We start from the raw sequence: 17,706 nt of genomic DNA on the forward strand, positions 1-17,706 counted from the left end.
ACAGACCGATCGGTCTGAAACCGTTGACACTGCTCGAATCCGATGCTGAGAATGGTCGCCAAGCAATTACGGACCGATCGGTCCATGATCTTGGAGGCTCTCTGTGTCGGCACCCACCACGTCGGCGGTCGTCTATACGACGCTGTCGGCGAAGGCCCGCGCCATGCTCGCCGTGCTGTGCGCGGTGTTGTTCCTCGACGCGCTCGACGTCTCGATGAAGGGCGTCGCGTTGCCCGATACCGGCGCCGCGCTGGGCATGTCCACCAGCACACTGCAGTGGGTCATCACCGGCTACGTCGTGGGCTACGGCGGGTTCGTGCTGCTCGGCGGGCGGGTCGTCGACCTGCTGGGCCGGCGTCGGATGCTGCTGAGCGCGCTGGCCGTCTACGTCGCCGCGTCCGCCGTCGGCGGGGCGGCCGACTCGGGGGCGCTGCTGCTGGCGGCGCGGTTCGTGAGCGGGGTGAGCGCCGCGATCAGCGCGCCGGCCGCGTTCTCGATCATCACGACGGGCTTCGCCGCCGGGCCGGCGCGCAACCGGGCGCTGTCGATCTTCACCGCGACCGGGGCGTCCGGGCTGGCACTCGGCCTGGTGGCCGGCGGGCTGCTGACGGAAGTGCACTGGCGGCTGACCTACCTCGCGCCGGCCGCATTCGGGCTGCTGGCACTGGTCGCCGGAGTGTTCCTGCTGCCGCGGTCGGCCCCGGTGCCCGTTGCCGCGCGGCGGTTCGACGTCGGCGGGGCGCTGACCATCACCGCCGCGATGCTGCTGGCCGTGTACACGCTGGTCGAGGCGCCGAACGCCGGCTGGCTCTCGGCACGGACGCTGCTGTCGTTCGCGGCCGTCGCGCTGCTGGTGGTGGCGTTCGTCGCGATCGAGCGGCGGGTCGCGGCGCCGCTGGTCCGGCTGGGACTGCTGCGCTCCGGCGCCTTGGTGCGAGTGGCGGTCGGTGCGATGTCGCTGCTCGGGCCGTGGATCGGGGTGCTGTTCCTGGTGACGATCTACCTGCAGGAGCACCGCGGCTGGTCGGCGCTCGAGACCGGGCTGGCGGTCGCGCCGGTCGGCGTCGTCGGGGCGATCCTCTCGCCGGTGCTGGCGCCGCCGCTGGTCGGCCGGTTCGGCCCGCCGCGCCTGATTCTGGCCGGTCAGCTGACCGCCGTGGCGGCGTACCTGTTGCTGCAGTTCCTGGGTCCGCAGACCAGCTACGCGTCGGTGCTGCTGCCGGCGTTCGTGCTGATCGGGGTGGCGTTCACGCTGGCGTACGGCCCGCTGACGATGGCCGCCGCGGGTGCCGTCGACGCCGAGGACCAGGGCCTGGCCGGCGGTGTCGTCAACACGGCGTTCCAGCTCGGCGCGGCGCTGGGGTTGAGCGCCGTCACGGCGGCGTACGCGGCCGGCGCCGGGGACGCCGCCATGGACGGGTTGCGGCCGGCGCTGGTCGTGCCGCTGGTCATCGCGGTGATCGGAGCGCTGGCGGCGCTCCGTGGTGTTCAGCGGGCGAGGACGGCCTGAACGAGTGGCGGCACGACGGTCCGGAGCATGTGGTGCTGCTCGTGCGCCTCGGCGACCCGCCCGCCGTCCCGAGTGCCGCCGGAGAAAGTAGAGGTCACTGGATGGATGGTGGTCCCGCTAGGCTGGGCGTGGAGCCGGCCAGCACGTGCCCACGGAGGCTCGGACGTGAGGCTGCCGCCATCGCCGGACGCCGGTCGTGGCTCGCCGAGAACATGACACGCGAGGCCGAGCCGTGAGGGAGGCGTAGTGGGTCGCCGGAGCAACGGTGACGGCGAGATGCCGGCACTGACCCGCCGCGCGACCATCAAGGACGTCGCGGTGGCCGCGGGGGTGTCCCGGTCGACGGCTTCGCGCGCCCTCACCGGCCGTGGTTACGTCGCCGCCGGTGCGCGTGAGCGCATCCTCGCTGCCGCGGAGGAGCTCAGATACGTCCCCGACGCCGCCGCCCGTTACCTCAAACAGCAGGTCAGCCTCTCCATCGGCGTGCTGGTCTCGGATCTGCGCAACTCCTTCTACGCCCGGCTCGCCGCCGGAATCGGGCAGACGGCCCGCGCCCGCGGATTCAGCCTGGTCCTCGGCGACGACGGCGGATCGGCGCAGACCCAGGTCGAGATCGCGGAGACGTTCGTCGCGACCCGGGTCGCCGGAGTGATCGTCACGCCCACCTCGGCCGAGGTCACGACGTACCTCCTCCGGCATCGTGTCCCAGTCGTCGAGGTCGACCGGCAGTTCGCCGCCGGAACCTGTGACGCCGTCGTCGTCGCCAATCGGACCATGTCGCAGCGGGTCACCGCGTATCTGCTGCGCCAGGGTCACCGGCGCATCGCATTACTCGTCGACACCGCGACCCTGACCATGGGCGGCGATCGGCACGCCGGGTACCTCGCAGCCCTGGCCGCGGCAGGCGTCCCGCCCGACTCGGACCTCGTGGTCGGGTCGGACCTCGAGGTCGGTGCCGCGCGGGAGGCGGCCGGCGCCCTGCTGGCCGGACCGCACCGGCCGACGGCGGTGTTCGCGGCCAACAACGTGCTGGCCGAGGGCGTCTGGCGTGCGGCCAGGGAGATCGGCCTGAGCATCCCGGCCGACCTCAGCGTCGTCTCCTTCGATGATGCGCCGTGGATGAGCTTGGTGGCGCCCGGCGTCACCGCCGTCGACCAGGACGAGGAGGCGCTGGGTGCGGCCGCCGTGAACCGGCTGCTGGAACGCATCGCGTACCCCGGCGCCGAGCCGGTGACGATCACCATGCCAACCCGGCTGGTCCACCGCGCCTCGACCGGTGCTCCGCTCCGATGACCGCCGACCCCGGCAGCGGACCGGCCGCCGCGGCTCCGTCGGCCGTGCTGGGGCTGGACATCGGCGGCACCAAGCTGGCTGTCGGCGTGGTGACGCCAGACGGGGCAGTGCACGGGCTGATCACCGAGCCGACCCGCCGGTGGGAGGGGCCGGAGATCGTGATCCGGCGGCTGTTCGAGTTGGGCCACCGGGCCGTCGCCGCGGCGGGACGGCCCGTCGCTGCCGTCGGTATCTCGTGTGGCGGGCCGCTCGACGCCGCCGCCGGCGTGCTGATCGCGCCGCCACACCTGCCGGGCTGGCTGGACGTGCCGCTGGGCCGAATGACCCGGAGTGCGTTCGGCCTCCCGACGTACCTCGAGAACGACGCGACCGCCGCCGCTCTGGGCGAGCATCGGTTCGGCGCGGCGCGCGGTGCTCGGACGATGATCTACCTGACCCTCTCGACGGGGGTGGGCGGCGGCGCCGTCATCGATGGACGGCTGCACCGCGGTGCGGCCGGGAACGGCGGCGAACTGGGCCACGTCATGGTCCGCCCCGGCGGACGGCCTTGCACGTGTGGCCGGCGCGGCTGCCTCGAGGCGTACGTCTCCGGCACGAACATCGCCGCTCGGGCGACCGACGGGTTGCGTGGCGGGGCCATTTCCAGCCTGGATGACGTGGACCCGGTGACGGCGGCCGACGTCGCCGCCGCGGCCGCCGCTGGTGATCCGTTCGCCCGAGCGATCTGGACCGAGACCACCGACCTGCTGGGTCAGGCATTGACCGACCTGGTGAACGCCTTCGAGCCCGAGGTCGTGGTGCTGGGCGGCGGGGTCACGCGGGCCGGCGCCATGCTGCTGGACCCGGTGGCCGAGCTGGTCACCCGTGAGGCGATGCCACCGGCGGCGAAGGCGGTCCGGGTGGTCCTGGCCGGGCTGGGTGATGTCGTCGGTGTCGTGGGCGCCGGCGCTGTCGCGCTCGACCCGCCGGTCTGACCCGAGAGGTCAGCCGCAGCAGGCCGGGTCGGCGTCCTCGATCAGCCGACGCGGGCCCGGACCGTGTTCGCCCAGCTCGTCGTGCATGTTCGTCAGCGCACACCGGCGCAGCGACAGGCAGCCGCAACCGATGCAGTCGGTGAAGTCGTCGCGCAGCTGCTGCAGCCGGCGGATCCGCTCGTCGAGGTCGGCCTGCCACTCACGCGACAGTTCCTCCCAGTCCTGCTGGTTGGGGGTGCGACCATCGGGCAGGCAGGACAGCGCGCGGTTGATCTCGGCCAGCGGGATGCCGACGCGCTGGGCGATGCGGATCAGGGCCACCCGCCGCAGCGTCGCCCGCTTGTATCGTCGCTGGTTGCCGGACGTGCGCCGCGACGTGATGAGGCCCTGCCGCTCGTAGAAGTGCAGCGCCGACACCGCGACGCCGCTGCGGTTGGACAGCTCACCGACGGTCAGCTCGGACTTGTTCCACGCGACGGTGTCCACGGCGGGCGTCCCCTCGACGACTTGACCTCAACTTTGCTTCAGGTTTTAGCGTAGCGACGACAGCACGCGAAGCCAACGGACGCGCCGCGTACGGCGGGGCGCCACGACGCGAAGGACCCCGAATGCACGCGATCCGTCTGCACGAGTTCGGCCCGGCCGAGAACCTGCGCTTCGAAGAGGTGCCCGATCCGCTGCCGGCGGCCGGTCAGGTCCGTGTCGCCGTCGAGGCCAGCGGCGTGCACCTGATCGACACGGTGCTGCGGGCCGGCCAGGGCGGTGGCGGTCCGCTGCCGCTGCCGGCGCTGCCGTCGATCCCCGGTCGCGAGGTGGCCGGCACGGTGGACTCCGCCGGTGACGGTGTCGACGCGGCCTGGGTGGGCCGACGGGTCGTGGCGCACCTCGGCCAGGCCGGCTCCGGGTACGCGCGGCTGGCGGTCGTGCCGGTCGGGTCGGTGCACGTACTGCCCGACGGTCTCGAACCGGACGCTGCCGTGGCGATGATCGGGACCGGGCGGACCGCCGTCGGTGTGCTGGACCGCGCTGCGCTGACCGCGGACGACGTCGTGCTGGTGACGGCCGCGGCGGGTGGGGTGGGGAGCCTCGTCGTGCAGGCCGGGCGCAACGCCGGCGCCGTCGTCGTCGGGGTCGCCGGGGGTGCGGAGAAGCTCGCGCGGGTCCGCGAGCTAGGTGCCACCCACGCCGTCGACTACACGGACCCCGACTGGCCGGAGCGGGTCCGCGCCGCCCTCGGCGACCGCGAGGTCACCGTCGTGCTCGACGGCGTCGGCGGTGCGTTGGGGCGGGCGGCGATGGACCTGCTCGGCGTCGGCGGGCGGCTGGTGATGTTCGGCTGGTCCTCCGGCGAGCTGGTCCCGTTCGCCTCCACCGACCTCGTCGACCACGGGCTCACCGCGACCTGGCCGATCAGCCGGCACCAGGTCGGCCGGCCCGGCTTCCTGCGCGGGCTCGAGACGCGAGCGCTGGCCGAGGCCGCTGCCGGACGGCTGGTCCCGCTGGTCCAACGCTTCCCGCTCGACCGCGCCGCCGACGCGCACGCCGCCCTCGAGACCCGCCGGACGACGGGCAAGGTCGTACTGGTCTGAGTGTCGGCTCCGGACGGGACGGTGCGGGGCTGCGTCCGTCGGGCGTGCTCCGGGCCGCACGTCTCGACGTCGGTGTCCGCGGGCTGTGGGCGGCTCGACGATGGCGTCCGCGGGCGCTGGGCCGGCACGTTGACCCACCGCCTCCCGCGCCGCCTAGTCGTGGGGATCGCGGCCGGTGGTCTGGCGGGTGGCTGGTGTGGACGTTCTCGGTGGGTCGCGGGGATCGCGGCCGGTGGTCTGGTGGGCGGCTGGCGTGCACGTACGCGCTCGGCCGGGACCGCCGGTACCGGCGCCGCTGATCGCCGTCCGCCGAGTCCGCACGTCCGTAGCGGCCGTGACGGTTCAGCGGACGCCGGTCAGTCGGAACAGAGCAGGCCGGGAAAACCGACTTCGTCGCCGAGCCATTCGTCGACGTTGGCGCCCTCGGTCGCCGTCGTCTCGCGCGCGTGTGCGCGGCAGGCGCGCAGTCGCAGCGTGTGGACCACCTGCTCGGCCTCGTCGAGATCGCCGGCCGTGATGGTCGCGTCGACCTCGTCGCGGTAGACAGTCGGCAGCGCCTCCATCGGGAGGCCCCCGGGCACGGCGTACAGCTCGGACAGGTGCACGGGGCCGAGCTCGTGCCGAACCCCCTGGTAGATGGCGACCTCACCGTCGCTGACGCCGATGTAGTACTGCTCGCGGACCCAGCCGTTCGCGACCGTGAGGCCGGCCCAGCCGACCGCGATCACGGCGGCGACGGCGATCAGCGGGCGCAGCCAGCGTCGACGGCGGCGCCGCCGGGCCCGCGGCGCGTAGCGCATGGCCTCGGGATCCTCGGTGAGCTCCGCCGGCTCGCCGCCCTCGATGGCCTCCGCCGCCGATCCGACGATGTACGACGTGGCGGGCGCGCCGTCGCCGGCGGCGTCGGCCTCGACGAGCTCGCCGATCACGACTGTGATGTTGTCGGGCGCGCCGGAGTCGAGCGCCATCGCGATGAGCTGGTCGGCGGCATCGTCGATGGTGTGCGCTCGGCCGAGCGTGGTCTCGATCTCCTGGTCGGTGACGACGTCGGACAGCCCGTCGCTGCAGATCAGCAGGCGGTCGCCGGCCTGCACGTCGATGATCGAGTAGTCCGGACGGATCGGCGACTGCCCCTGCAGCACCTTCGTCACGACGGAGCGCGCGGGGTGCTCGCGGGCGTCCTCCGGAGTGATGCGTCCGTCGTCCACCAGAGACTGGACGAACGTGTGGTCGCGGGTGATCTGGGTCAACGACCCGTTGCGCAGCAGGTAGGCACGGGAGTCGCCGATGTGGCCGAGCGCCAGCTGGGCGCCGTTCCACAGCAGCGCCGTCGACGTCGTACCCATGCCGGCTCGGGACGGATCGGCGCGCGCCATGTCGTCGATGCGGCCGTTGGCGGCGCTGACGGCCGCCGACAGCACGTCGATCGGATCGCCGTCGGGCAACTGGTCAGCGTTGACGAGTTCGTCGATGGCCGCCCGGCTGGCGACCTCACCCGCTGCGTGCCCGCCCATACCGTCGGCGACGGCCAGGAGATAAGGGCCGGCGTAGCCGGAGTCCTCGTTGCCCTCCCGGACCAGGCCGACGTCGGAGCGCGCGGCATAGCGCAGCGTCAACGGCATCGATTCCCTACTCCCGCACCCATTGAGGCGCCGTGGGCCCGAAGCACGCCCACCTCGTCGCCTCCCCCCAGAGACTTGTCGATCACTGCGGATCGTAACGGTCCTCGGTTCGCCACCGTCGGGACGCCACGCGGACAGGCCGTGTCCACAGCCCTCGCCGATCTCCTCAGTTGTCCACATTTCCGGGATCGGCGGGAGCGGACGAGTGCCTGTTCGGCGAACGATGAAGTGGTCCGGCCGAGCTGCCGGACCGGGGCCTCGGGCTCCGTCATCGTCGTGGGAAAGGACATTGTTCATGCAGCTCATCAAGGGTGCCGCGGTGTGCGGACTGACGGTTGCCGCGTTGGTCGCGGGAGGTTCGATCGCCACCTCTGCGCCTGCCTCGACCCCGGCGTCGGCGTCGAGCACCACGGCGCGAGCGGCGCCGACGGGAGCGGTGTCGGTGGGGGGCGCGTCGTCCGGGATGGTGCCGGACGCCACTACCCCGGTCGAAGGCAGACCGGCCCTCGCGCCGGCGGGCGTCGCGAAGGCATCCGTCGTCGCCGGGTGGACGGTCGACTGCCGGCCCATGCCGCCACCGCGCCATCCGCAGCAGCTCGACGGTTTCGTGCTCGGCTGGGTCCCACAGGGCCTCGGTCCACTCGTCTCCGACTTCGAGTACGAGTGGGACGACGTCGGGTTCCGGTCGCGCGTCTGGGAGTCCGGCCCCTACCCCGACGAGTCCTACCGTGTCGATCTCCAGGTCACGGTCATGCGCAGTCCGCTGTTCACCGACGTGGCGGCGTTGCGGGGGTTCCTGGTCGAGTACCTCGAACGCGATCCAGCCGCCTGGGCGACCGAGTTGTTCGCCCACCCCGACGGACCCGGTTTCTCCGACGCCGGTGAGTTCTTCTGGCTCGCTCGACCTGGCGTCGCGGTCCGCGTCTTCGGTGGTGGCGAGCAGATCGACTTCCGCGATCTCACCCGGACGGCCTGTGCCGTGCGGCAGGTGATGCCGATGGACTGATCCGGCGCGCGAGGCGCGACCGCCGGCCGACCGACGGGCATGGGCTCGGGCCGCACCACGGCCCGATCCCGTTTCGAGGCGCCGTTTGGCGACGAGTTGACGCGGGAGGGTGACATGCGGATGACCTAACGACGATGCTGTGTGCGTGACCGCCTCGCCCAGCACCGTCGCCGGTGACGACCGTGGCGCCGTCTGGTTCGGCCTGCTCGGGCCGTTCGAGTACCGGCGCGACGGCCGTCCCGTGATCGTGACGAGCGGCCGGCTGCGCGGAATCATCGCGGTGCTGGCGTCGTCGGCCGGGCAGACGGTGTCGTTGGACGCGATCGGCGACTTCGTGTGGGGCGACGAGCCGCCGGTCAACGTCCGGCGCACGGTCCAGACGTGGATCGCCCGGCTGCGGGCCATGCTGCCCGACGCCGTCGTCGCGAGCCGGCCCGGCGGGTACACCCTCGACGTCCGGCCTGACCAGGTCGACGTGCTGCGGTTCGAGGTGCTGCTCGACGAGGCGACGGCGGTTGCCGACGTGCAGGTCGAGCGGAAGCTGCTCGGCCATGCGCTGGAGCTGTGGCGCGGCGCGCCGTACCTCGGAGTCGAGGCCGATGCGCTGGTGGCCGTCGAGGCGCCGCGCCTGACCGAGCGCTACCTGAGCGCGCTCGAGCGGGCGGCCGACCTCGCGCTGGCCACGGGTGAGATCGACGACGCGACCGGGCGGCTGCGCTACGAGACCGCACGGCATCCGCTGCGCGAGTCGCTGTGGGCGCGGTACCTGCGATCGCTCGCCGCGGCCGGCCGCACCGCGGAAGCACTGGCGACCTACGAAGAGGTGCGGCTGCGGCTGGTCGACGAGCTCGGTGCCGACCCGGGACCGGAGCTGCAGCGGTTGCACGCCGAGCTGCTGAACCCCGGCGCCGCGTCCGGCCCGGCCGGCCGCGCCGGCACATCATCGGCGGCGACGTCGTCGCGCGCGGCGACCGACCCGGGCGCGATCCACCCGCGCCAGCTGCCCGCCGATGTCGCGTTCGTCGGACGGTCCGAGGCGCTCGCCGCGCTCGACGACGCGTTCGGCATCGACGATCCCGATGCGCCCGGGACGGTGCTCGTCGCGGTCACCGGTCAGGGCGGATCGGGCAAGACGGCGCTGGCCGTGCACTGGGCGCACCAGCGGCAGGAGACGTTCCCCGACGGTCAGCTCTTCGTCGACATGCGTGGCTTCGCGGAGCGCCGTCCGCTCGAGCCGTTGACGGCGCTCGGCGAGCTGCTGAGCGGGCTCGGCGCAGCTGCCGACCAGGTCCCCGACGGACTGGACGCACGGGCGGCGTTGTACCGGACGCTGCTCGCGGGTCGCCGCATGCTGGTGGTCCTCGACAACGTCCGCGACTCCGAACAGGTCCGGCCGCTGCTCCCCGGAACCTCCGGGCGGGTGGTGGTGACCAGCCGCAACGCGCTGCGAGGGTTGTCCGCACGTGAGGGCGCCCGCCGCATCGCCGTCGACCGCCTGCCGGCCGACGAGGCGGTCGAGTTGCTGACCGATCGGATGCGCCGGCACGGGCTGACCGTCGGCGGGTTCGGCACCGATTCCGCCGGCGCAGCGTCGTCCTCCACCGACGGCTCGCGTTCTGGTGACGGCTCGAGCTCCGGCGACCTGGGCTCCAGTGACGGGTGGGCTTCTGGCGACGAGCGGCGCACTGGTGACGAGGCGCGCCGCGCCGGTGCGCTGTATCCGTCCGGCGGCGGACGATCGGGCGGCGTCTCGCATCCCGACGTGGCCGGCGACGCGTGGAGCATCGACGAGCCGACTGTCGGCGAGCTGGCCGAGCTGTGCGAACACCTGCCGCTCGCCCTCCTCATCGGGGCCGAGTACCTGGCGCGTCATCGCGACCGTGACTCGGCGACGCTGGTCCGCGAGCTGCGCGACGGGCAGGCGAGGATGGAGGCCCTGGACGACATCGACGATGGGCCGACGGCCAGTGTGCGGGCGGTCATCTCGTGGTCCTACGCCGCGCTCGAGCCGGAGTCGGCGCGAGTGTTCCGGTACCTCGGGTGGGTGACGCCGCTGGATTTCAGCGCCGACCTCGCGGCATCCGTCGTCGGTATGCCGGTGGCCGACGTCCGGCGGCTGCTGGACCACCTCGCCGACCTCTCTCTCCTCTTCAGCGTGCGTGGCCGCTACCGGTTCCACGATCTCGTCCGGGTGTACGCCGCGCTGCTGGCCGACACCGTCGACGACCCGGAGGTGCTGTTGGCGGCCGGCGCTCGTGGTCTCGGCTGGTACGTGCACAGCGTCCGCAACGCCGCCGACCGGCTGCGTCCCAATGTGCGCCGGGCACCGTTGCTCGGTCCGCCCGCCGACATCCAGCCGATGACCTTCGCCGATCGTGAGGCGGCCTGGGCCTGGTGCCGGACCGAGCACCGTGCCCTCATGTTCCTGACGTTGCGCCTCTCCGAACTCGGCTGGCACGAGGAGGCCTGGAAGCTCGCGTGGGACTTCGGCCGCGTCCTGCTCATCGGCACCGCCTATCAGGACGAGCGCATCGAGATCGCCCTTGCCGGAGTCACCGCGGCCGAACACCTGAACGAGGCCGCCCGATACGTCGCTTACAACAACCTGGGCAACGCCTACCACCGGGGCGGTGCGGGAGAGCAGGCGGCCGCGGCCCTGCGGGAGGCGCTGGCAGGTTGCCGCGCGGCTGGCGATGTCGGCACGGAATCCGCCGTCCTGATGAACCTGGGGATCACCCAGAACCGGGCCGGCGATCTCGAGGCCGCGGTCGAGACCTACCGGGCGTCACTGGTGGCGGCCGCCCGATGGGAGCGCTCCGATGTCCCGGCGATGCTGTCGCCGGAGGTCGCGGCCTGCCATCTCAACCTCGGCAACACCCTGAATCTGCTCGGCCGCTACGACGAGAGCATCGCGCACGCGCAGCAGTCGATGGAGCTGAGCCGGCGCTCCGGCAACCGCATCATCGAGGGCATGAGCCTGGGCACCCTCGCCGAGGCCGGCCTGCGCACCGACGATCTTGACCGGGCAGCGCACCATGCCGCCACCGCGATGGCACTGTTGCGCGAGCTCGGCGCGACGGACGGCCTGGTCAACGTGCTGTTGACGGAGACGCAGCTCAAGATGGCGCTGAATCGCCGCGACGAGGCGCGCACGGCCTACGACGAGGGGATCGGCCTGCTCGGCACGGCCGACGATCCGCGGCGGTCTCGGTTCGACGCCGCCTTGCGAGGCTGACAGTCCGGCGGCCGCGGGGACCGATCGTGGCGTGACGCGTCAGCCGGCGGCATCGGCGGGTTGGCGTGTCGGCCCGTGCAGTGAGCGGCCTACCGCACGATGCTGCGACGGTGTCAGACCGCGGCGCCGCTTGAACGCGGCGCTGAGCGCGAACGCACTGCCGTATCCGACCTGACGGGCGATGCTCTCGATGGTCGCGTCGGTCTCGCGCAGCAGGTCGGCCGCGATCGACAGCCGCCACCCGGCCAGGTAGCTCATCGGCGGCTCGCCGACCCGAGCGGCGAAGTCGCGGGCCAGCAGCGCCCGCGACACCCCGGTCGCAGCGGCCAGCGAGCCGACCGTCCACCCGCGGCCGGGGTCGTCGTGCAGGAGGCGCAGCGCCTGGCTCACCGGCGAGTCGTCCAGCCGGCCGTACCAGTGCGGCGCCCGCGCCTGCGGCCGGTCGAACCAGCCGCGCAGCGTCGAGACCAGCATGAGGTCGAGCAGGCGGTCGAGCACGACCTGCTGGCCGGGCCGATTCGCGGCGATCTCGTCGGCGACGAGATCCAGCATCGGGCACGGGCAGTCGTCCTCGGCGATCACCAGGACCCGCGGCAGCGCGTCGAGCAGCCGCTCGCTGATGCCGGCCGCACCGTCGTACGTCCCGGTCAGCACGACGGTGTCGCCGCTGGCGCCCGGGTCGCAGGTGCGTCCAGCGGCGCCGGCTCGCACGCTCCACGCGCAGTAGTCGGCGAGCTTGACGGCGTCCTCGGGCCGTGCGGCGGGGTCGACGGCGACGGTGAACGGCTCCGGTCCGCGGACGATGGCGACCTCGCCCGCACCGACCCGCACAGGGTCGCCGTCCGCCGGCAGGAGCCATGCGGTGCCGTCGAGGACGGCGAGCAGCGTCAGTTCGGCGCCGGTCGCGAACCGGACCGACCAGCGCGGGTCGAGCACCGTCCGCCCGATCAACGCACCGCTCGCCCGGACGTCGTCGAGCAGGTCGGTCAGCGCATCCATCACACCACCGTAGACGACGTCGCATGGATTGGAGCGCCTGGACCATTCAGCGTCCAACCCGGTGACGGTTGGCTGGCGGCATGACGATTCTCCTCATCGGCGCCACCGGGAAGGTCGGCCGCCGCGTCGCCGCCCGCCTCGACGACCTCGGCGTGCCCACCCGCCAAGCCGGCCGCAAGAGCGCGCCGCCGTTCGACTGGACCGACGACGCCACCTGGCCGGCCGTGCTCGACGGCGCGCGCACGGCGTTCGTGGTGCCCTACGACGCCGCCCCGGTCACACGGCCCTTCATCGACACCGCGATCGGCAGTGGCGTCGAGCGCATCGTGCTGCTCTCCGGTCGCGGCGTCGACGTGCCCGACTACCTGCCGGCACACCTGATGGAGGACAACGCGCACATCGACGGCGAGGCAGCGCTGCGTTCGGCGGCGGTCGACTGGACGATCCTGCGCCCGGGCTGGTTCGCGCAGAACTTCAGCGAGGGCTTCTTCCGCGACGCCGTCCTCGCCGGCGACCTGCGACTGCCGGCCGGCGACGGCGCGGCCAGCTTCGTCGACGTCGACGACATCGCCGCGGTCGCCGTGGCGGCGCTGACCGACGACCGGCATGTCGGACAGACGTACGAGCTGTCCGGCCCGCGCGCCCTGACGATGACCGAGGTGGCCGCCGAGATCTCCGCGGCGACCGGCCGCGACGTCCGCTACACCCGCCTCGAACACGACGACCTCGTGCGTGAGCTGGTCGACGAGGGCTGGCCCGAGGCCGACGCCGACGTCTATGCGAGCCTCATCGGCCCGATCCGCCGCGGCATCGACGCCTATCTCTCCGACGGCGTCGAGCGTGCCCTCGGCCGTCCGGCTCGCGACTTCCGCGATGTCGTCCGTGACGCTGCCGCGGCCGGCGCCTGGTCCTGACCTGCCGGTGCGGCGGGACGCTGGCGCGCTCACGGGAATCAGGCCGGTCGTGCCGAGGTCGTGGGTCCTTCGCCGGCGGTGAGCAGGTGTGCTGACGGGGCTTCGCGGGCTGGCCGTGCTCGGCCCCGGCGCGGTGGAGCGGTTCGGGAGTCGCCCGCTGGTGGGCGGGCGACTCCCGATCGATCAGACGGCGCTCATCGCCCGGCGGCGGGCCCGCAGCGCCAGTACCCCGCCCGCGACCAGCAGTGTCGCGAGCGCGACCCCACCCAGCGTCCACACGCCGGTGTCCGGCAGCAGGTCGCCGTCCTCGGCCGGGTCGTCGCCGACGCCACCGTCCGAGCCACCGTCCGAGCCGTCGCCGGAACCGTCCTCGGAACCGTCGCCGGAGTCGTCGCCCGGACCGTCCGTGGGTGACCCGGTCGGTTCGTCCGACGGCGAGGGGGACGGTGTGGGCGCCGGGTGCTCGGGCGCCGAGGTGACCCGCAGCAGCACGTCGGTCCCGTCCCACACGGCGTCGAACACATACTCGCCGGACGTGACCTCCTGCGCCGGCAGGTCGGTGCTGCCCGGCCCCGACGTGGTGACGACGGCGAACTCGTCGCCCTCAGCGGGTGCGAACCCGTCGAGGACCGTGACGTCCCAGGTGAGGTCGCCGAGGGTCTGATGGCCGGTCGCGATCCGGTCGAACGTTCCGCACGGCTCATGCCCGCCGAGTTCGACGCCGAGGGTGCCGTGACCGGTGAACTCGCCGTCGACGGTGAGACAGCCCGCCGAGGCGCCGGGAGCGACCGTCCCGCCGTCGAGTGCCAGGGTCCCGACGGTGCCGACACCACGCAGCACGCCCTGCACCGTCGCCGCCGTCTGGCCGAGGTCGCCGTTCACCGCGACCGTCCCGCCGGCCACGGCCAGCCGGGATCCGTCGGCGTTCTGGGTCCAGTCGCCGCCCAGCGTCAGCGCGCCGTCGCCGCCGTGCCGCAGTGTCCCGGCGCCACGCAGGTCGCCGCCGAACGTCGTGGTCGCCGCGCCGACGACGGACAGCTCGGACGCCGCGTCGACCAGCAGCACCGAGCCGCCGGAGCCGGAGCCGCCGAGCGCGCCGATCGCCTCGTTGTCGTTGAGCACGAACGTCCCGCCGCCGGTGATCGACAGCGCGGCGGTGTCCGGAATCAGGTCGTGCAGGTCGGCGTGACCGGTGTGGACGGTGGTGACGTGCGCGTCCTGGATCTCGAAGTCGCCCGGCACGGACGTGTCGCGGTGCAGCGAGACGCCGCCGCTCTCCGCCACCGTGGAACCCACGTACGTGCTGGAGCCGCCGTCGCTGAAGATGATCGGCGCATCGATGCCGGCGCTCGCCAGGCTCAGGTCGCCCTCGCCCCCGACCGACACCAGGTCGACGACGGACGGAGTCGCCCGGGTCTCGACCCGGCCGCCGCCGTTCGCCAGGCTCATGTCCGTCACCGTCAGGCTCGCTCCGGGCGCGAGCGTCGCCAGGATGGACTGGTCGCCGACCCGGATCTCCTCGTCGAGCGTGATGGTGTCCTCGGTGCCGACGGTGGCGCCGTCGTACACCGTCGTGATGCTCGACCCCACCGGGCCCAGCGCGAGCGCGTCGTTCGCGACGAGCAGCGACTCGGCCCCGTTGACCGCCGTCCAGCCCTCGTGGCCGAACTGGCCCTCCTCGATGCTGAGGCGTCCCGGGCCGTGCGCCGTGCCGACCCGCACCTCTCCGTTCGGGTCGCTGGTCAGGCTGGCGAACTGCGGCACGGTCGCGTCGCCGTCGAGGGCCAGCGTGCCGGTGCCCACGTGCAGGTCGCCGGCGAACTCCAGCGGGTCGCCGCCGGTGCCGCCCTGCACGTGCACGTACGCGCCGAGCGTCACCGGCTCGGCGAGCGTCACCGCGTGCGGGCCGGCGACCAGCGAGTACGGTCCCAGCACCGGGCCGGTGCCCAGTGTGATCGGCCGCTGGAACTCGGTGTCGGCGGTGAACTCGAGCGTCGCCTCCTCGTCGACGGTGACGGCGCCGCCGGCGCCGCCGCAGTCCGTCCCGCCGCATCGCAGCGTGACGTCGTCCTCCAGGCCGATCGTGCCCGCGTACGTGCTGCCGCGCAGCTCGACGGTGCCGGTGCCGCGGAACCGCAGCGCCTGGTCGTCACCGCCGACGCGGGCCGCGAGCGTCGCGCCGTCAGTCAGCTGGACGATGTCCGTCGCGTTCGCCGCTTGGGTGAACCGCAGCTGGTGCGGTGCCTGGATGGTGAGATCGGCGGCGACGTGGTGCAGGTGCTCGCCCGCGCCGGACGGGACCTCCAGGCCGGTCGCGAGCGTCGTCGGCGCCGAGATGTTGAGGAAGTGCGCCTCGATGTCGTCGCCGGAGAGCTCGTAGCCGGGCTCCTCGACGCGCAGCACGCTGAACGTCGTTCCGCCGAGGTCGTTGACGGGGTTCTTCTCGGCCGCGCCGGCGCTGAAGACCACCTCATCGCCGTCTCCGGGAGCTCCACCCCCGCAATCGGCCCAGTTCTGTGCGGTCGACCAGTTAGCATCGCCCCCGGCTCCGGTCCATCGGCAGGTCAGGCCGAGGGCGTGAGCAGGTGTGGCTGGAAACGTCAGTGCGAGCAGGACCGTTGTAACGGCGCAGGTGGCCGCGGCCCGGAAACGGGCAGGGGTCGTCGAAGTCACGGCTCGACCGTAGGGAGGGGACACGGCATGGACGAGTGGGGTTCCTACGCAGGCCGCTGGCCGGGCATGGGGGTTTCCACGGTTTCTCGGCGGTGGCGATGAGGCACGGGCTCGTCGCCGGGGAAGCCGATGCGCTCGCGGGCCGGTCGCTGACCGCACTGACCAAGGGCGTGGCCGCGCAGCTGCTGGGTGTGTCGCCGCGGGGGACGCTGCGGTTGGCGCGCTACGAGCAGCTCAGCGGTCGCGAGCGGCCGGCCCATGACCGCCTGACGGCCGTGCTGCCGACGGTGTCCGATCCCGCCCTGTGCCGGGACATCGAAGTGCAGCGGCAGCTGGGCGCGGCGTTCGAACCGTCCTTCGGCGCGTTCACGCTCTCGCTCGACGGCGCGCCCGGCGCCCCCGAGTCGGCCGCGACCGACATCCGCGCGCTGGTCGCCGTCGCCTTCCATCGCCTGGTCATGGACGGCGTCGAGCCGGCGGGCGGCTGGACCGCGCCGCCGTCGGCGGCGGACTGGGCGGAGCAGCTGTCGATCGAGGAGCAGGCCCGGCTCGGTCTGCTGGAGTTGCTCGCCCGCGACGACCCGGCCGAGATCCTCGACGCGATCGACCTGCTGTACTGGGTGCCGACGCTGTCGTTGGCGCACTCGCTGGTCGCCGAGGCGCTCGTGGTCGCGGACGCCGCCCGGCGCGCGGCGGAGCGCGCGGGACTCCGCGCCATGGAACCGTTCCTCGATCACACCACGGGCTGCAGCTACACCACACAGCTGCGGGTGGGCGATGCCGCGGAGCTGATCGAGCGTGCCCTGACCGGCTTCGAGGCGTCCGGCAACTGGTCGTGGTGGATGCACACGCGCTCCGTCCAGCACGTGCTCGCGGTGATGTCGCGCGAGCAGCTGCCCGACGGCGGCGCGTCGATGTCGGAGTTGGAACGGCTGCTCCTGCTCGGCGACTGGCGCGAGGGCCGGCGGTCGCTCGGCCACTCGGTGCTCATGGAGATGGCGATCGTCCTCACCAGCCTCGGCGACGCCGACGGCGCCCGCCGCATCGTCCTCGCCGACGGCGACATCGACGAGCTGGTGCTCACCAACTCCGACCGCGCGCTGATCGCGGAGATGCTGTTCGCCGCCGCGGTGGCCGACGGCGACACCGTCGGCGCGGAGCGGCTGCAGCGCGTCGTCGAGCACATGATGCCGTCGCCGTACGTGCTGATCGTGCGGGAGCGGATGCGGGCGCTGCTGTCGGGGTCCGCGGTCCTGGAGGCGCCGGTCGTCGAGGATCTGGGCAATGGGTTCGAGATCTTCCGGACCCGCTGGCTGCTGCTCTCCGACGCCGTCCGCCGTGGCCGGCGGGACGCGGCGCTCGGTGCGCTCGCCGACCTCGACGCCTATGCGAGCGAGGCGCGTGTCGCCGCCGTCCGGACCCGGGCCGTGCAGTTGTTCCGGACGCCGGTGGCCGCGGCCGAGGGGCTGTTGAGCACACGGCAGCTCGAGGTCGCGACGCTGGCGGCCGCGGGCGGCACCAACCGGGAGATCGCGGCGGCGCTGTTCCTCGGCGTGCGGACGGTCGAGGGCTACGTGGCCAGCGCACTGCGCGCCCTCGGTCTGACCCGGCGCGAGGACCTGGCGACGGTGTCGCTGCCGGTCGCGCTCGGGGCCGCGTCGGGGGCGGCCACCGAGCCGGTGTACCTGACGTTGCGCCAGGGCCAGGTGGCCGCGCTGATCGCCGCTGGCGCGAGCAACCTCGACATCGCCGACGCGCTCAACATCACCGAGAAGACGGTCGACAAGCACATCGCGGCGATCAAGGAACGGACCGGGCTGGGGACGAGGACGGCCATCGCGGCGTCCTTCCACACCGTCCTCGCCCACCCCGTCGCGCCCTGACGTCGATG

12 protein-coding genes are annotated in these 17,706 nt (G+C 73.1%); 8 read left to right on the top strand and 4 right to left on the bottom strand.

Going from position 1 to position 17,706, the window contains the following annotated elements; genetic code table 11:
• Positions 1-103 precede the first annotated feature (103 nt).
• From DZA62_RS06300 to DZA62_RS06310, 3 genes are all read left to right on the top strand, one after another.
• Positions 104-1,510: an MFS transporter gene (locus DZA62_RS06300; protein WP_116947982.1), complete on the top strand. Its 1,407-nt coding sequence runs from the start codon at positions 104-106 to the stop codon at positions 1,508-1,510.
• Positions 1,511-1,786: 276 nt separating this feature from the next.
• Positions 1,787-2,803 carry a LacI family DNA-binding transcriptional regulator gene (locus DZA62_RS06305; protein WP_116948158.1) on the top strand — a complete coding sequence of 339 codons (1,017 nt, stop codon included), beginning with the start codon at positions 1,787-1,789 and terminating at the stop codon, positions 2,801-2,803.
• Positions 2,800-3,777 (top strand): ROK family protein, encoded by a 978-nt coding sequence (locus tag DZA62_RS06310; RefSeq protein WP_116947984.1) that lies wholly within the window; start codon positions 2,800-2,802, stop codon positions 3,775-3,777. Before DZA62_RS06305 ends, DZA62_RS06310 begins: the two co-directional genes overlap by 4 nt.
• Before the next feature lie 9 nt (positions 3,778-3,786).
• On the opposite strand, the gene soxR is transcribed toward DZA62_RS06310, so the two are convergent.
• Complete coding sequence (gene soxR / locus DZA62_RS06315; protein WP_116947986.1) at positions 3,787-4,263, bottom strand: redox-sensitive transcriptional activator SoxR; 477 nt, start codon at positions 4,261-4,263, stop codon at positions 3,787-3,789.
• Between the two features lie 122 nt (positions 4,264-4,385).
• Here soxR and DZA62_RS06320 point away from each other — a divergent pair, with 122 nt between their 5' ends.
• Positions 4,386-5,366, top strand: coding sequence for a zinc-binding dehydrogenase (locus DZA62_RS06320; protein WP_116947988.1), 981 nt, complete (start codon positions 4,386-4,388; stop codon positions 5,364-5,366).
• A gap of 356 nt (positions 5,367-5,722) precedes the next feature.
• On the opposite strand, the gene DZA62_RS06325 is transcribed toward DZA62_RS06320, so the two are convergent.
• A complete protein-coding gene (locus DZA62_RS06325; protein WP_157987512.1) occupies positions 5,723-6,988 on the bottom strand; it encodes a Stp1/IreP family PP2C-type Ser/Thr phosphatase in 1,266 nt (421 codons plus the stop codon).
• Positions 6,989-7,556: 568 nt separating this feature from the next.
• Between DZA62_RS06325 and DZA62_RS06330 the strand changes: the two genes are divergently transcribed.
• Complete coding sequence (locus DZA62_RS06330) at positions 7,557-7,994, top strand: hypothetical protein (RefSeq protein ID WP_157987513.1); 438 nt, start codon at positions 7,557-7,559, stop codon at positions 7,992-7,994.
• Positions 7,995-8,139: 145 nt separating this feature from the next.
• Positions 8,140-11,229, top strand: coding sequence for an AfsR/SARP family transcriptional regulator (locus tag DZA62_RS06335; RefSeq protein ID WP_198663469.1), 3,090 nt, complete (start codon positions 8,140-8,142; stop codon positions 11,227-11,229).
• A gap of 39 nt (positions 11,230-11,268) precedes the next feature.
• On the opposite strand, the gene DZA62_RS06340 is transcribed toward DZA62_RS06335, so the two are convergent.
• Positions 11,269-12,228, bottom strand: a complete 960-nt coding sequence (locus tag DZA62_RS06340; RefSeq protein ID WP_116947995.1) for an AraC family transcriptional regulator — start codon at positions 12,226-12,228, stop codon at positions 11,269-11,271.
• An 80-nt stretch (positions 12,229-12,308) separates the two neighbouring features.
• Here DZA62_RS06340 and DZA62_RS06345 point away from each other — a divergent pair, with 80 nt between their 5' ends.
• The gene (locus tag DZA62_RS06345; RefSeq protein ID WP_116947997.1) at positions 12,309-13,142 is read left to right on the top strand and encodes an NmrA family NAD(P)-binding protein; all 834 of its coding nucleotides are present in this window, start codon (positions 12,309-12,311) and stop codon (positions 13,140-13,142) included.
• Between the two features lie 183 nt (positions 13,143-13,325).
• Here DZA62_RS06345 and DZA62_RS06350 read toward each other — a convergent pair whose 3' ends face one another.
• Positions 13,326-15,611 (bottom strand): hypothetical protein, encoded by a 2,286-nt coding sequence (locus DZA62_RS06350; protein ID WP_116947999.1) that lies wholly within the window; start codon positions 15,609-15,611, stop codon positions 13,326-13,328.
• A gap of 302 nt (positions 15,612-15,913) precedes the next feature.
• On the opposite strand from DZA62_RS06350, the gene DZA62_RS06355 reads away from it, so the two are divergent.
• Positions 15,914-17,698, top strand: a complete 1,785-nt coding sequence (locus DZA62_RS06355) for a helix-turn-helix transcriptional regulator (protein WP_198663470.1) — start codon at positions 15,914-15,916, stop codon at positions 17,696-17,698.
• The last annotated feature ends 8 nt before the right edge of the window (positions 17,699-17,706 follow it).

It is taken from the genome of Jiangella endophytica (assembly GCF_003427025.1).
In the GTDB taxonomy this organism is placed as follows: Bacteria; Actinomycetota; Actinomycetes; order Jiangellales; family Jiangellaceae; genus Jiangella; species Jiangella endophytica.